The organism is Microbacterium sp. NPDC057741 (genome assembly GCF_042798735.1).
In the GTDB taxonomy this organism is placed as follows: Bacteria; Actinomycetota; Actinomycetes; order Actinomycetales; family Microbacteriaceae; genus Microbacterium.
Map to the genome: position 1 here is coordinate 695,118 of NZ_JBHVJW010000001.1, position 14,476 is coordinate 709,593.

Genomic DNA, 14,476 nt, shown 5'->3' on the forward strand with positions numbered 1-14,476 from the left:
ACCATCGGCAGCGCATCACCGGCATCCGCCGGCCTCTCCGGCCGGCAGACCGCCGGCTTCCGTGGATCCGTCCGCCGCTGAGCGCGCGACGACCACCCCAGATCGTCCCATCGATCGACCTTTAAGGAACCAATCACCGTGAATACCTCTTTGCTCACCCCCGGCACCCTGCAGCGTCAGGGGCACCCGCCGGATACCGAGGATCGCCAGATCCTCACCCTCCCCGACGCCGCTGAGCGTCAGTACCTGACTCCGGCCGATCGGCTGAGGCTGCGCATCGGCCTCTGGCTGCTGGAGCGGACACTGCGGCACGACGACCGCATCACCGAACAGGAGCGTCGCGAGCGTCTCGCCCTCGAGCGCGCGCGTCCCACCATCGAGGACGCCCAGGCGCCCATCTACGACCTGCAGCTCCGGCTGCGCTGAATCGAGATCATCATGACCGCCACCCCGCCTGTGCACGCGCTCCCCGCCGGCGCGACCCTGCGTCCGCTCGTTCTTCCGGAACGGGCGGACGCGGGGCCCACCCCGCTGATCCGCGAGTACGCGGAGGTGCGGAACCGCAGCATCCTCGAGAGCACGGGTCGCGACGACGACTCCCTCTCGGCGGAATCGCTGCTGCCGATGCTCTACAGCACGCCCGACAGGACGCGCCGCCAGTGGTACGTCGAGTCGGAGGGCCGGATCGTCGGATGCTGCGCCCTCGACATCCTGCAGGACGACGGCGGGCGCACGGCGTTCATCATCGTCGCGCTGCTGAAGGAGGCGCAGGACCGGGGCATCGGCCGCGCCGCCTACGAACAGCTCGAGACCGCTGCGCGTGCTGCGGGCGTGCGCAAGCTCGTGCACTTCGCCGAACATCATGACGACGGCTCCGGCCTCGACACCGTGCCGTCACCGACTGGCTTCGGATCGGTGCCCGCCGACCGCGCCGCGCGATTCCTGACACGCAACGGCTACTCGCTCGAGACCGTCGAGCGCGCCAGCCGCTATCTCTGGACCGACGACAGCGTCGCCCGGCTGGAGGCGGAGGCCGCGGAGGCGGCCGACCACGCATCCGCCTACCGCATCGTGCAGTGGATGCTGCCGACACCCGCAGAGTACGTGGACGGCTATGCGTGGATGAAGTCGCGCATGTCGACCGACGTGCCGGAAGGCGAGCTCGGCCTTCCCGAGGAGACTTGGGACGCCGCCCGCGTGGCGCAGCAGGACGAGCGCACCGCCGCACGCGGCTACCACCAGTTCGTCACCGCCGCACAGCACATCGAGACCGGTGAGCTCAGCGCGTTCAACGAGCTGGCGATCGGTCCCGACGCCGCCGGCGTCACCCATCAGTACGACACCCTCGTGCTCGCGCACCATCGCGGGCACCGGCTCGGCATGCTCGTCAAGACCGCAGGTCTGCTCGCCTGGCGCGAGCGGTACCCCGATTCGCCTCGGGTCATCACCTACAACTCCGAACAGAACCGCCCGATGCTCTCGATCAACGAGGACATCGGATTCACCGCCTTCGCCCACGAGGGCGCCTGGAAGAAGGAACTCCGATGAGCGACACGCTCACCATCGAACAGCTCGTCCTGCCCGCATCCGCCGAGGGCCCCGAAGCGGCGGATCTGCGCGCGCTGACCGAGCTGAACAACGCGATCTGCCGTGAGGACGCCGATCTCACCGACCTCGACTTCACGCCTGTGGAGATGCTGGCGGACCTGCGAGATGACGCCGACACCGTGCACCGAGTCTTCGTCGTCCGTGAGGGAACCAGGATCGCCGGCGCCTGCATCCTCAACCACGCTCTCGCGGAGCCGACCAGCACCGACTTCGATCTGATGGTGCTGCGGGCCGACCGCGGTCACGGCATCGAGGACGCGCTCCTCGCACGTGTCGAGGCGGAGACCAGAGCGCTGGGCCGCAGCATCATGCAGGCCTGGACACTGCACCGTGTCACGACCACAGGCGAGACCCTCGTACCTGCGACAGGTTGGGGCGCGATCGCGCGGTCCCCGCAGAGCGACCTCTTCCTGGCCAACGGATTCGTGCTCGAGCAGGTCGAGCGCAACAGCGCCTTCGACCTGACGGGGCCGATCGACGACGTACAGCGGGCGCTCGACGAATCGCTGGTCGCTGCCGGACCGGACTACCGCCTCGTGCTCTGGACGATCCCGACACCGCCCGAGCTGCGCGACGGATATGCCTGGGCCCTGTCGAGGATGTCGACGGATGCCCCGGCCGGTGCCATGGAGATCGACGAGGAGATCTGGGACGCCGCACGCGTCGCGCGCCGGGAGCAGAAGATCATCGACAGCGAGCAGACGCTGTCGGTCGCCGCGGTCGTGCACGAGCCGAGCGGGCAGGTCGCGGCGTTCAACGAACTCGTCATCGGCGCCGACCGGACGGAGCCGACGCACCAGTACAACACGCTGGTGCTCAAGGAGCATCGCGGTCACCGGCTCGGGATGCTGGTCAAGTGCGCGAACATCCTGCACTGGCGCGAGGTCGCTCCGGAGTCGCCCAGGATCACGACGTTCAACGTCGAGGAGAACAGGCCGATGCTCGACATCAACGAGGCGATCGGTTTCGTGCCGGTCGCATACGCCGGAGCGTGGCAGAAGCGCCTGGTCTGATCGTCGATCATCCCAGCGGATGATCCCCCGAGAGGTGGATCATCCGCTGGGCCGACGACTCGCGCCGGCGATCCGCGGATGCTGGAATCATGAGCACTCCGATCCTGCGCGCCAGCGCCCTCCAGAAGTCCTACGGTCCCACGCGTGCCCTCGCCGGCGTCGATCTGACCGTCCAGCGCGGCGAATCCGTGGCGATCATGGGCGCCTCGGGCTCGGGGAAGACGACCCTGCTGCACGTGCTCGCCGGGATCATCACGCCCGACAGCGGATCGGTGCAGTTCGCCCCTTCCACCGGTGAGGCCGTCGATGTGACCGCGCTCGGTGAGTCGGCGCGGTCGAGACTGCGGCGCGAGCGGTTCGGCTTCGTGTTCCAGCAGGGACTGCTGATCCCCGAACTCACCGCGATCGAGAACGTCGCGCTCGCCCTCATGATCAACGGGATGAAGCGCTCCGACGCTCTGCCGCATGCGGCCGCGTGGCTGCAGTCCCTGGGACTCGCCGGCATGGAGGAGCGCCGGATCGGCGAGCTCTCCGGCGGCCAGGCGCAGCGCGTCGCGATCGCACGCTCACAGGTGACCGGCGCCGAGCTGATCTTCGCCGATGAACCCACCGGTGCCCTCGATTCCCGTACCTCGTCCGAGGTGATGGACGCCCTGCTGTGGTCGACGACCGGTCAGGGACACACGCTGGTCGTCGTCACGCACGACCCCGGAGTGGCTGCGCGCTGCTCCCGCACGGTCGCGATGCGCGACGGTCTGATCGTCCCGGCGGAGCTGTCGGCATGAACGCCGGCGTGCTGCGCATGCTGATGCGCCCCGCGCCCGGGTCGCTCGGCGTGATCGCGATCCCCGCCGTCGCGTTCGGGATCGTCACGGCGCTGGTGCTCACTGTGCTCGGCGGCGCCCAGTCGTTCTGGACCTGGGACGACGACTACGGCTACCTCTACAAGGTGCTGGCTTCGGTCGCGCTGGTGCTGCTGATCGTGCCCCTGATGACGCTGGGCGGTGCTGCCGCACGGCTCTCCGCACGGCGCCGCGACGAGCGGCTGTCCACTCTGCGCCTGCTCGGGGTGACACCGGCGGGCGTCTCCTTCGCCACCGTCGTGGAGTCGGCGCTGATCGCCGCGGTCGGTGCGGTCGCCGGCATCCTGCTGTACTTCGCGATCACGCCCCTGATCGGGTTGATCCCCTTCCGGGGCGCGCCGCTCGGCGTGCTCGCGGTCATCCTTCCGGCCTGGCAGATCCTCGCCGTCCTCGGCGGAGTGATCCTGCTCGCCGTGCTCAGCGCAGTGATCGGTCTTCGCCGGGTCAACATCTCGCCGCTCGGAGTGCGGATGCGCTCCGACGCGCCGCGCATGGGCGTGCTGCGTGCAGTGATCGTCGCCGTCGCCGTGGCAGCGGCGTTCGTCGCGATCAAGGTCCTGCCGAGCATCGCCGGCGCGCTGTTCGTCACCGTCGGCATCGCCGCCGTGTTCGCCATCGTTCTCGGCCTGCTGAACCTCATCGGTCCGTGGGTGCTGGGTGTGCGCGCCCGTCGTCAACTGCGGAGGGCCGAGACGCCCGAGCGGATGCTCGCCGCCCGCATGGTGCTGGATGCGCCGAAGGCCGCATGGCGGCAGGTGAGCGGCATCGCGATGGCGAGCTTCATGGCCGTGTTCGCCGGGACCGGCGTCGCGCTCATGGATGTGATGAGCACGGGCGACGTACGGGCCGAGGATCTCGCACTCGTGACCGACATGCGCACCGGGCTGATCATCACCCTCATCGGCTCGTTCATCATGGTCGCGGCATCCGTCGGCGTGAACCAGGCATCTGCGATCGCGGACCAGCGTGAGCTGCACGCAAGCCTGCACCGGCTGGGCGTGCCGATGGAGACGGTGGATGCTGCGCGCACCCGCGCGATCATGTCGCCGCTGATGCTCACCGCGATCGGCTCCGCGCTCTGCGCGGCGATCATGATCCTTCCGCTTCTCGGCCTGACCATGATCGTCGCGCCGCTCTCGCTGGTGACCATCCTCGCCGTGCTCGCGGTCGGCATCCTGACGGTATGGGCGGCGACCCGCGTCACGCGCCCGCTGCTCGCGAAGTCCTTCACGCTGGCGGCATGACCCTGATCGAAGCGATCAGCGATGGGACGGCAGGACGCGCTTCAGCTGCTCCAGCCGTCCCATCCGTCCGCTGCAGATGCGGTGATGCGGTCTGAGGCGCACGCGCGGGTTCAGCGACGCCGTTGGCACTTCGGACAGTAATGGCTGGACCGATTCATGAACGCCTCACGGCGGATCGGCCCGCCGCAGCGCGGGCAGGACTGCCCGGTGCGCCCATAGGCGTTGAGCGAGTGCGCGAAATACCCCCACTACAGCAGCAATTAACGTTTACCCTCCTTAGTGGCACGGCAATGTTTGCTACTTCGGGCGGATTGAGTCCAACTGATCGCTACCGAGGAGCTGACGGGATTTACATACTGTCGCGCGAGCGAGCCTTCTCCGGGTGCATGTGATGTGATCACGCACAGGCAAAGGAACTCTGGAACGATGCCGCACTCGACATCACCGGATGCTCGTTGCCCACTGCGATCTGCTCGGCCGCGACACGGCCCATGCCAGCCGCTAGGTCTGCGACCTGAACGCGCCCGTCCGCGCTGGAGTCCACGAGGACGAAGTCCGCGACGTCGACTCCGCTTGCCGCCATGGATGCCGCTACCGGTCGGGGTGCTTCAGCTATTGGGTGCGAGCCGCAGCGAGCTCCTTCGGCTCTGAAGCCGGGCTGAGCACGGTCCAATCTATTGATGAGTGGAGTGTGCAAGGCCGACCTTCAGTTGCTTTGACGCTAACTTCGATATCTGGACAGTCGACCCTGCCAGGTGCTCAACATCCCTCCGGCACCGGCCTTTCAGTCGTAGGAGAGTGGCTGCGACCGAAGCACGCTGCGGCCCATTAGAATCGCGTGGCGACGGAGCGGCAGCGCACCCGCGCGGAATCAGACTAGGAGCGCAATGCTTACTGGGAGCACTGGCGGCTCAAGTAATGAACAGGGCAGCAGGCATCGAAGTGGGGCCGCTGCGTTCCTAGCTGTTCACGGGATGGTCGGCCAGGCAGTTGAGGGTCGCTCCGGAGCTGTCCCGTCACGTGTCTACTTGGAAGCATCAGAACATGTAGACGACATCGTCGTCCAGATGAGCGATGACACGAAGTGGTATCTGCAATGCAAACGCAAAGCGGGAGTCGACGCGCCTCTTCGAAAGACACTGGCGCAGTGGTGCAAGCAACCGTATATGCCCGGCGACCGACTCGGGCTCGTGTCCCGGGAATTTCGGGGCGCGCTGAGGGAAATCCAACCGGCTATCGACCAGTTGAACGACGAGCATGCCCCGCCCCTAAGCAAAAGTCAGCTTCGCGACCTAGGCATCGTCAAGTCCGAACTCCGGACTGCTGGATGCGAGGATCCGGACACACTGATTCGTAACGCGCTCTTCCTGCATTTGGAGACGGAGTTCGCACCGGATCCCCATCGACAGGTGGCCCGTGCATTGCTCTGCACGATCGTCCCTCCAGACAAAGCAGACTCGGCGTTTCGAGCGCTCGAGAGCCTGATGCAGGAGTCAGCAGCGGCGAAGCGCTGGACTGACATGACCGATTGGCTGGCGGCACTCGAAGGCGCGCACATCGAGGTCAGTTCTGACATCTCCGGGGTGCCGGCGGCTGCGGCCGAAGCGAAGCGTCAGGCAATCAATGCCTACCGCGAAATACTCGCACGACCTCTCGATCTTCTTACGCTCTCGACCCTTGCTCCTCGTCTCGGTGAGGTGCGCGTAGACGGGCTGCTCGAAGACTGGGAAGTTCGATGGGGCGACCGCAAGTCGGCTGATCTGCTGAGGGTCGCGCGACGCAACGCCAGGTTCATCCTGAGTGGTCTGCCAGGCATCGGGAAGAGTGAGGCGATGCGGCAGCTGGCCGCACACATCGCGTCGGAGACTGAAGCTCCTGTCCCAGTGCTCTTCAACGTGAAGGAATCGCTGGCAGCGATTCAGTCCGGTGGTTCGCTCACGCTTGAGACGATTCTTCGGCACGTCTCGGAGCGAATCGCCGGGGTCGACCCAGCCGTCGCGACGGCAGCTCTGAGGGAGGCGCTGTTCTCGGGGAATGCAGTCCTCATGGTGGATGGTCTCGACGAGGCTCGAAGCCATCTCGGTACAGTCGCCGCCAATCTCGCGCAGATCGTCACCGCGCTGCCCGCAGCGACGGGAATCATCCTCTCAACACGCCCAAGCGCCGAAGTGGCCACGCGTCAACTGAGCCTGCCCACAGTCAGCCTTGACTCGCCCCCGAGCCTGAAACGATCCCTCCCGCAGATCGTTCGAGCGTTGCTCCCCAAAGGTGTTCCTCACCCTGGGGGGTGGATCGAAGAACGCGTGCAGCGTGTGCACAGCGCGTCCGGACGCACGGACGACATCTGGAAGGTTCCCCTCCTCGCCACGTTCGCGACACTCCGTATCGCTGCCGATAAAGACGACGCTACGAATGCGGTCGAGCTCCTCAGCAACGTCATCGATGACAGCGTCACAGCATGGGAACATCTAAAGGCGAGCCACTCTGACGGACTCGACCCGCAGATGCGGCCGTCGATGTTGACCGAGGGCTTCATCACCATCGGACGCCTGATCAACACGAGCACCGCGACGGTCGATCAGGCTGAAGCTGAAGTCGCGCGCCAGCTCGAACCATGGGAGTTGGCTCTACCGCTCCGACGAGAGCTGGCACGGCAGGTGGTCCACTTCTGGGACGAACGAGTCGGCGTCTTCGTTGTGGATGGAGACCACCTAGTAGCGCGCAGTCGTCAGTTTGCCGAGCTTGCGGATGCGCGCCACGCCAGCCAACTACCGTTTCCGGAGAAACAGGATTGGATCGCGGCTGCCCTCACGGACCCTGATCTCAGACAGACCGTGCAGCTTGCCGTGCAGACAGACGAGGAGCTCCGAACGCTCCTGCTTCAGATGGCGGACCGCGGCGGGCACGTCGGCAACCGCAATCGGGCAGCTGAGTGGGTGGCAAGCTTCGCCCCGAACTGGAAAGGGACGTCACTCGAGGTCGAGCGGCGGGTGATCGATGTCATAGCGAACGCGGCCGAAGACTTACTGCCCGTGCCTGAACCCGGGACATCCTTCATAGAGCGAGTTCAGGCTCGCAGGAGCGACGGCGACGGGTGGCACTTCGCCGTCCAGCTCGCTCGCTACCAGGCCGCCCAGGAACTCCGCGACCATCAGCATGGGCGTCTTCAACAGCTTTCCCTTGCGCCGCAGCGACGTGCACTGATTGATCTCTTTGTCGGGCTCACGGAAGCCAAGCTTGAGCAGCGCCCGTTGAATGACCGAGAGCTTACGCTGCTCATTGGCCTTCTGGACTCACCCCGGCCCGAGAAGATCTCAAGCGGCTATCGAAAAGGGGTATTCGTGATCGATGCAGCAGAACGCTACATCGAGGGCACGAGCGACGTGATCGAGTTGGGGGTCGAGCACGTGGACCAGTTGCCAGCGGGAGCGAACGAGAAGTTCTTCGCCATAGCGAAGCGGCACTCGCATAGGACATTTGAGAAAGTAGCATCGGTACTCTCGGAGCGAGGCTACAAAGTCGACTTCTCCGGGCTACTTTCCGGTCTCAATCCGTTGCGAGAATTCAGTGACTTGTTCGCTGACAAGCAGGGCCTTGGATGGCTGCTCTCGCTCCTCTCAGACTCGCCGGTTGAAAGCGGTAATGGAGTGCCGCCCGAACCATGGCGATGGGGCGAAATCTCCGACCTTATTTCGGCTATCGGTTGGGCGGAAGGATCCATAGGCGATCTCAAAGCAGTGGCTGAAACCTCGGCCGATCTTCGGGAGACCTGGATTGACAAGATCGTCGTTGTATACGGCTTCGACCGTGGCAGGCTGGCCGCGGAAGCGCGCGCGATCCTGCGTCAGCACGAAGACAAGATGGACGAGACACTCTGGCAAATCTGCACAAACCAGTTGATCGAGCGCCAACCACTCAGCCAGCTCGATTGTAAAGACGCCACCGAACTGGCGGCGTGCTTCGCGTCCCACGCAGAAGGGATCGTATCTCTGACCGCCCAATTGACCGTGAACACAGGATGCCCCGGCGTCAGCGCCGTCATCGAAACTCTCGACACTCCGATGACATGGCGAAACCGATTCCTGGCCACTACCGTCTCGCTCGCGACCTCCACGGGAGATCCTGCGCTGGTCGAGCGCTATCGCAACGGCAGCAGTGCGTGCCGCGCGGGCCTCGCTCTGTTCGCTAAGACTGTTTCCGACAAGACTGACCTCCCGCTTGCTGCGCTTCGACAGGACCGTGACGCCGCCGTACGCCGTTACTGCGGCGGCAACCTCGACACAGCTGACATCTGGACTTGCGAACACTGCTGGACTGAGAATCGGATCACCAAGGACTCATGCGAAGAATGCCACTTACACCCTGGGTGGCTCGTTCGTGGAAGGAAGAACTAGCGCCACGGGGGCGTCCCACAGCGGCTTGTGGAACGCAACGAGGAGATCGAGCAACCGCCCTTGAAGCCCACCGTTAGCTACGGAGCTAAGTGGCACGACGTCCTCGAGCTGTTGCAACTGATTGACTGGCAAGTAGCTGACACGTTCGCGATCGTCGACACCGGGAGACCGAGATCGGAATGGTGACCGCCCTCCCACGACGTCGATAGGCTCGCCTCATGTCGCCGTCATCGACACCGTCTATCTCTCCGGTCGCGGGAGTAGCTATCAACTGGGACACCTTCCTGCCGGACCTCATAGTGGGTCTGTTTACCGGTCTCGTCGTGGGTGTGATCCTTGCGCTCCTGCAATCTCACGCCGCGCGAAAACGGGAGCGACGGGAAATCGAGCTGCGTTGGGAGGCGCTGCGGCCTCGGGTGGCGGCTCAACTTCTTGACCCCTGGGACCGTCGAGTCATGGGTCCAACGCTCGAAGAGTTCGCGAGCCGGACGGATGCACTGCGGGAGCTTATCGAGGACATCCCGCTAGGTAGCTGGGCCGAGATCCTGAAGAGCGACGAGTTGCGCAATCTCCACGAGTTCTTGAAAGCGTCAACTGAGTTGCACGGCGCGGCGCGTAAGTTCGACGGGTTTCTGCTGGACACCATCGCGCATCATCTAGTGGAGAATCCGTCGGCGGCAAATCTGTCTAGCTGGATGAACGCACATGAGGATGCCCGCCTGGTGGCACCGTTCGCCACCCAGGCGCTTTTCGCTCATTTTTCGTTTCCCTACGGAAGCGGTCAGTTCCGAGACATGCTGTACGACAGTCCCATCGTGCAGAAAGTGGTCGACAGTCCGCCAGTCACCTATACGGAGGTCTTGGCCATGCTCGAACGGGCTGAGGAGCATTACGCCGCCTGCACCGTGATCGTCGACGCCGAGATGACGCGCTTCTGGTACCACTAGCCAGCGAGGACCTCGCCGGCGAGCTTGCCTATCTTCCGCTCCAACTTCGTCTGCAGCGCCGTTGCATCGCCCGCGTCGCGGCGCAGTGCAGCGATCTCCTCCTCGAGACTCTGCTGCGTCTCCATCTCTGACTCACTCCGGTCATCCGCGATCAGGCAGAGAAGCCGGTCGAGACACCCTTGCCACGAGCGCCAAGAGGCAGGCGCTCGTCGGCGGCGTACCGGCAGCAGTCCGGCCCCGAACGCGGCTACGGTTTAGGCGGGTGAGGTCGCGCCGTCTTTGTCGGGGGCTCTGGATAGCATGGCAACAGACTCAACCGACTGAAAACACATAGCTCTACGCAAGAGAGCCTTACTCAGGAGAAGAAGAATGCCCAAGTGGCTCTTTGTTACGTTGCTGATCGCGTTGCCGTTGCTTCTCGGAGCGATTCACCCGATCCTCTTCGTTCTCGCCCTCGCCGGAGTCTTGATCGCGAATCCAATGATCTGGAAGTACCGGAAGAACAAGTACTTCAACGGTGAAGAGTTCCACGGGCTCCGCGCTCAAATTGCCTCGGTTGTTGCCGAGCACAACGAGGTCGTGAACTACGTCGCGGAAATTCGCGGCCAGGGCGCGTTCGAGCTGGGCGCGTCATCCACCGGTCAGTACGCACACCTCGCGAACTTCGAGAACACGTCTAACTGGAACTACCAGCGCGACCGCAACGTGGCCGAGTACGCGCCTCACGTCCACAATGCATCCCTGCAGGTCGTGCGAAACGCAAGCATGGATCCGATCAAGTACCTGATGAAGTACTTCCAGATCAAGGCGAACCAGGAGACGCTTGTCGACGTGCAGCGAGTAGCCGAGGACATCTCGCGGCTGGAAGAGGCCGTCGCCAACGTACAGCGCCGTGAAGCCGAGATTGTCACGATGATCAACCCGCCCGCGTTCATCCTTCAGCGATACGCGGACGAATTCTGGAGCCTCGTCGGTGTGCACCTCTCGCCGATCACTGTGCCCTACCCGAAGTACAAGTTCCAGTACGTCTCCGCCGGCGGCAACAGCGGCCAGACGGTCAACATCGAGCTGAACACCCCGACTCTAGATGCGCTTTCGGAGACGCTAGTTCAGAAGATTCGCTGGGCGAAGTCGGCTGCCGGTCAGCGCGCGCTCATGACAGCCCGCCTGCGTGGGTGGATCAAGGATCGCGACCGCCACACCTGCCAGAATCCCGCGTGTGGGGTCTCTGTCGCTGTCGAGCCGAACCTGCTGCTCGAAGTCGATCACATCGTGCCAGTCTCCAAGGGCGGTCTCAGCGAGCCCGACAACCTCCAGACGCTGTGCTGGCGCTGCAACCGCACCAAGGGCGCAAGGATGCCCGCGTAGCATCGCCTCCCGCACCCTGGCTCGGCCTGACAGAGAGACTTCCCCCGTCAGACGCCCAGCGTAGGCAGCTTCCGCTGCCCGGGCAGAGCGACCCGCACTCGGGCTATGGCGTTCTACTGGATGGCACGCCCGGGAGCTGACCACGCACGTTGACGTTGTCGACGGCGCGCTGGCCTCATACCAACGTTCAACCCTGCTGCACTGGAGAACCGTGACGAAGGCAACGATCACCCGCATCCGCAAAGTCCACGACTATCGCGTCTTTCAGCGCTGGACCGATGACCGGCGGGCGAATAACTTCGCCCGGGTCAATCTGCTCTATGGAACTAACGGCAGCGGGAAGAGCACTCTCGCTAGTCTTCTGCGATCCTGCGCAGCATCAGATGCCGCGGCTGCACGGGCTCAGCTCGAGCTCGCAGCGTCCATCGACGGCATCGAAAGCACGGTGACGCATACGACCGAGGGGTTCTGGAGCCGCGTTCAGGTTTTCAACGCGGAGTATGTCCGTGAGAACCTGCGGTTCGATGACAGCCAGGGCCCGCGCTCCGACAGCCTCCTTACGCTGGGCAAGGCGAACGTCGACGCGGAGCTCGAGCTGGCTGAAGTGGAGCGCCGCAGAGCCGAGATCGAGCCCAAGGCCGCTGAAGCACGAGCTGCTACTACGACCGCCGAAGCGGAGGTCGAACGACGCATGACAGAGGTCGCCGGACATATTGTCGACGACCTACGCAGTTCCCCCGTCGCCACCTATCGCGGAACGAACACCTATACCCGCAGAAACGTACGCAACCTGCTGGTTGGAGACCGGACAGTCTTCGACTCAGCATCAACTGACGTCGCGGCCGACAGAGGACTAGCCACATCGAGCGCACCCCGCTCGTACACAGCACTTTTCGGAGGAAGTCTGACGAGCATCGACAAGATCCTTCGAGAGTCAGAAGCGCTTCTGAAAGCTGACGTCACATCGCGACCTCTCGATCAGCTCGCCGAGAATGCCACCGGAGCCGAGTGGGTTCAGCGCGGCCTGCGACTTCATGAACACGAAACTGAATGCCTGTTTTGCGGCAACGAGATCTCACCGGAGCGTCGAGCCGCCCTCGCGGCTCACTTCGATCGGTCTGTGACGGACCTGCAAGCCCGCATCGACACCCAGCTTGCTCACTTGAAGGAATGCAGGCAGAGCGCGACCAAACTCGCGGACAGCATGCCTCGCGACGGCGATCTTTACCCCGACCTGGCGGGAGCATTGCGGACGGCGCGGAGCGAGGTCCAAGACCAGGTCGACCGCTACCAGCGGATCATCTCCGAGGTTGAGGGCCTTCTCAGCGCCAAGAGATCGAACCCTTTTGCCGTTCCAGAACAGGATCTCACTACGACAGACACGCTGGCCGAGATTTCCAGCCCCGGACCTGGAAGTACCGGCGCTTCCTTACCGCTTCGACCTACGCTGGCATTTGGGGCAGAAATGGCTCGAGCGGTTCATGAATTTCTCTCGCACAATCGGAGTGCCGCATCTCGGACAAGGTAAGCCAGTCCTGCCATATGAACGCAGTTCCCTGGCAAAATACCCCGCCTGCCCGTTGACGTTCACGTACTGCGCGTCGAAGCTCGTCCCGCCCTCGGCGAGAGCCTTCTCGAGCACGAGGCGCACCTCTCCGAGCAGCCTGCGCAGCGCCTGTGCCGAGAGCGCCCGCCCCTCGGTCTCCGGGTGGATGCGGGCGGCCCAGAGCGATTCGTCGGCATAGATGTTGCCGATCCCGCTGATCAGATTCTGGTCGAGCAGGATGCGCTTGATCGCGCTCGACCGCCGCCGGACGGCGGCGATGAATGACGCATCATCGAAAGCCGGATCAAGCGCATCTCGCGCGATGTGCGCCACCTGCGACGGCACCAGCGCCAGGTCGCTGCCCAGTCCCCCGGGACTCGAATCCGGCGTGTCGAACAGGTCGTCGACCGCCAGGGACCCGAAAGTACGCTGGTCCGAGAAGACGACGGCCAGCCGGCCGTGTGCCGGATGCTCGATGTGCAGCCGCACGCGTTCATGCCGCTCCGGCACGGCATCGGGCGTGCGCAGCAGCATCTGCCCGCTCATGCCGAGATGCGCGACCAGCGCCCGGCGGCGATCTGCCAGCGGCAGCCAGAGGAACTTGCCGCGACGCACTGCGGCGATGACGTTGGTGCCCTCGAGCTGCGCGACGAAATCAGCAGCGCCGGGTGCGTGGCGCGTCAGCGCGCGCTCGTCGAGCACCGAGACCGAGGTCACGGTGGCGCCGACAACCGCAGGCGCGAGGCCCGCACGGACGACCTCGACCTCAGGCAGTTCAGGCATCGACGTGCTCAGGCGCGGTCGCTGAGCAGCCGCCAGGCGCTCAGCGCGGCAGCCATCTCAGCCGTCTTCTTGCTGGTGCCCTCGCCGGTCTGTGCGAGTTCACCGACCAGCACCGTCGCGGTGAAGCGGCGATCGTGGTCGGGGCCCGTCGCCTTCACCGAGTAGCTCGGCGGCGTGGCACCCAGTCGAGCCGCGAGCTCTTGAAGACTCGTCTTCGGATCCATCGCCGCGCCGTAGCGCTCGGGGTCGGCGAGAAGCGGTTCGGTGAGGCGCAGCACGAGAGCCGTGGCCTCATCGGGGCCGGCCGAGATGTACGTCGCCCCGATGACCGCCTCCATGGTGTCGGCGAGGATCGAATCCTTGTCGCGGCCGCCGGTCTGCTCTTCGCCCCGGCCGAGCAGAAGGTGCTCACCCAGGCCGATGCCACGCGCGACCTCCGCGAGAGCCACGGTCGAGACGACGCTCGCGCGACGTTTCGCCAGCTCTCCCTCGTCGAGGTCGGGATGCGTGGTGAAGAGCATCACCGTGACTGCGAGACCCAGCACCGAGTCGCCGAGGAACTCGAGGCGCTCGTTGTGGGGCGAACCGCCGTGCTCGTACGCGTAGGAACGGTGTGTGAGGGCACGCGTGAGGAGCTGGGGGTCGATGTCGACCCCCAGCGTCTCATTCAGGGGCGCAGTCCCCCTCGCGACCCCGGTCACGATCTGTCG

At 64.7% G+C, this 14,476-nt stretch carries 13 protein-coding genes and 1 pseudogene; 9 read left to right on the top strand and 5 right to left on the bottom strand.

Annotated elements, in window-relative coordinates:
* Positions 1 to 138 precede the first annotated feature (138 nt).
* The 5 genes from ACFVDO_RS03435 (at position 139) to ACFVDO_RS03455 (ending at position 4,728) form a co-directional block, all read left to right on the top strand.
* The gene (locus tag ACFVDO_RS03435; RefSeq protein ID WP_378857646.1) at positions 139 to 426 is read left to right on the top strand and encodes a hypothetical protein; all 288 of its coding nucleotides are present in this window, start codon (positions 139 to 141) and stop codon (positions 424 to 426) included.
* Positions 427 to 438: 12 nt separating this feature from the next.
* On the top strand, positions 439 to 1,548 hold the full coding sequence (locus ACFVDO_RS03440; protein WP_378857648.1) for a GNAT family N-acetyltransferase: 1,110 nt from the start codon (positions 439 to 441) through the stop codon (positions 1,546 to 1,548).
* Positions 1,545 to 2,621 carry a GNAT family N-acetyltransferase gene (locus ACFVDO_RS03445; protein ID WP_378857650.1) on the top strand — a complete coding sequence of 359 codons (1,077 nt, stop codon included), beginning with the start codon at positions 1,545 to 1,547 and terminating at the stop codon, positions 2,619 to 2,621. Before ACFVDO_RS03440 ends, ACFVDO_RS03445 begins: the two co-directional genes overlap by 4 nt.
* 89 nt (positions 2,622 to 2,710) lie before the next feature.
* The gene (locus ACFVDO_RS03450; RefSeq protein ID WP_378857652.1) at positions 2,711 to 3,406 is read left to right on the top strand and encodes an ABC transporter ATP-binding protein; all 696 of its coding nucleotides are present in this window, start codon (positions 2,711 to 2,713) and stop codon (positions 3,404 to 3,406) included.
* Entirely contained in the window at positions 3,403 to 4,728 is a 1,326-nt protein-coding gene (locus tag ACFVDO_RS03455) for an FtsX-like permease family protein (RefSeq protein WP_378857654.1), read from the top strand. Before ACFVDO_RS03450 ends, ACFVDO_RS03455 begins: the two co-directional genes overlap by 4 nt.
* Positions 4,729 to 4,838: 110 nt before the next feature.
* Here the strand turns inward: ACFVDO_RS03455 and ACFVDO_RS03460 are convergent.
* Together ACFVDO_RS03460 and ACFVDO_RS03465 are read right to left on the bottom strand one after the other, a co-directional pair.
* A pseudogene (locus ACFVDO_RS03460) lies at positions 4,839 to 4,973 on the bottom strand (zinc finger domain-containing protein); the annotation flags it as partial.
* A 152-nt stretch (positions 4,974 to 5,125) separates the two neighbouring features.
* Positions 5,126 to 5,311, bottom strand: coding sequence for a hypothetical protein (locus ACFVDO_RS03465; RefSeq protein WP_378857656.1), 186 nt, complete (start codon positions 5,309 to 5,311; stop codon positions 5,126 to 5,128).
* A gap of 484 nt (positions 5,312 to 5,795) precedes the next feature.
* On the opposite strand from ACFVDO_RS03465, the gene ACFVDO_RS03470 reads away from it, so the two are divergent.
* Both ACFVDO_RS03470 and ACFVDO_RS03475 read left to right on the top strand, forming a co-directional pair.
* On the top strand, positions 5,796 to 9,122 hold the full coding sequence (locus ACFVDO_RS03470) for an NACHT domain-containing protein (RefSeq protein ID WP_378857658.1): 3,327 nt from the start codon (positions 5,796 to 5,798) through the stop codon (positions 9,120 to 9,122).
* A 218-nt stretch (positions 9,123 to 9,340) separates the two neighbouring features.
* Positions 9,341 to 10,069: a hypothetical protein gene (locus ACFVDO_RS03475; protein WP_378857660.1), complete on the top strand. Its 729-nt coding sequence runs from the start codon at positions 9,341 to 9,343 to the stop codon at positions 10,067 to 10,069.
* Here the strand turns inward: ACFVDO_RS03475 and ACFVDO_RS03480 are convergent.
* Positions 10,066 to 10,194 (bottom strand): hypothetical protein, encoded by a 129-nt coding sequence (locus tag ACFVDO_RS03480; protein ID WP_378857662.1) that lies wholly within the window; start codon positions 10,192 to 10,194, stop codon positions 10,066 to 10,068. The two genes, ACFVDO_RS03475 and ACFVDO_RS03480, sit on opposite strands and share 4 nt — an antisense overlap.
* Positions 10,195 to 10,438: 244 nt before the next feature.
* Between ACFVDO_RS03480 and ACFVDO_RS03485 the strand changes: the two genes are divergently transcribed.
* Both ACFVDO_RS03485 and ACFVDO_RS03490 read left to right on the top strand, forming a co-directional pair.
* Positions 10,439 to 11,437: an HNH endonuclease gene (locus ACFVDO_RS03485; RefSeq protein WP_378857664.1), complete on the top strand. Its 999-nt coding sequence runs from the start codon at positions 10,439 to 10,441 to the stop codon at positions 11,435 to 11,437.
* A gap of 211 nt (positions 11,438 to 11,648) precedes the next feature.
* On the top strand, positions 11,649 to 12,965 hold the full coding sequence (locus ACFVDO_RS03490) for an AAA family ATPase (RefSeq protein ID WP_378857666.1): 1,317 nt from the start codon (positions 11,649 to 11,651) through the stop codon (positions 12,963 to 12,965).
* Here the strand turns inward: ACFVDO_RS03490 and mutM are convergent.
* The gene (gene mutM, locus ACFVDO_RS03495; RefSeq protein WP_378857667.1) at positions 12,867 to 13,766 is read right to left on the bottom strand and encodes a bifunctional DNA-formamidopyrimidine glycosylase/DNA-(apurinic or apyrimidinic site) lyase; all 900 of its coding nucleotides are present in this window, start codon (positions 13,764 to 13,766) and stop codon (positions 12,867 to 12,869) included. The genes ACFVDO_RS03490 and mutM overlap by 99 nt on opposite strands.
* 8 nt (positions 13,767 to 13,774) lie before the next feature.
* Positions 13,775 to 14,467 carry a ribonuclease III gene (gene rnc / locus ACFVDO_RS03500; RefSeq protein ID WP_378857669.1) on the bottom strand — a complete coding sequence of 231 codons (693 nt, stop codon included), beginning with the start codon at positions 14,465 to 14,467 and terminating at the stop codon, positions 13,775 to 13,777.
* Between the last annotated feature and the right edge of the window lie 9 nt (positions 14,468 to 14,476).

Bases quoted from the DNA above. Each gene is read 5' to 3' on its own strand.
- ACFVDO_RS03440 (WP_378857648.1), top strand. From the start codon at position 439: ATGACCGCCACCCCGCCTGTGCACGCGCTCCCCGCCGGCGCGACCCTG.
- ACFVDO_RS03445 (WP_378857650.1), top strand. From the start codon at position 1,545: ATGAGCGACACGCTCACCATCGAACAGCTCGTCCTGCCCGCATCCGCC.
- ACFVDO_RS03450 (WP_378857652.1), top strand. From the start codon at position 2,711: ATGAGCACTCCGATCCTGCGCGCCAGCGCCCTCCAGAAGTCCTACGGT.
- ACFVDO_RS03455 (WP_378857654.1), top strand. From the start codon at position 3,403: ATGAACGCCGGCGTGCTGCGCATGCTGATGCGCCCCGCGCCCGGGTCG.
- ACFVDO_RS03465 (WP_378857656.1), bottom strand. From the start codon at position 5,311: ATGGCGGCAAGCGGAGTCGACGTCGCGGACTTCGTCCTCGTGGACTCC.
- ACFVDO_RS03470 (WP_378857658.1), top strand. From the start codon at position 5,796: ATGAGCGATGACACGAAGTGGTATCTGCAATGCAAACGCAAAGCGGGA.
- ACFVDO_RS03475 (WP_378857660.1), top strand. From the start codon at position 9,341: ATGTCGCCGTCATCGACACCGTCTATCTCTCCGGTCGCGGGAGTAGCT.
- ACFVDO_RS03480 (WP_378857662.1), bottom strand. From the start codon at position 10,194: ATGGAGACGCAGCAGAGTCTCGAGGAGGAGATCGCTGCACTGCGCCGC.
- ACFVDO_RS03485 (WP_378857664.1), top strand. From the start codon at position 10,439: ATGCCCAAGTGGCTCTTTGTTACGTTGCTGATCGCGTTGCCGTTGCTT.
- mutM (WP_378857667.1), bottom strand. From the start codon at position 13,766: ATGCCTGAACTGCCTGAGGTCGAGGTCGTCCGTGCGGGCCTCGCGCCT.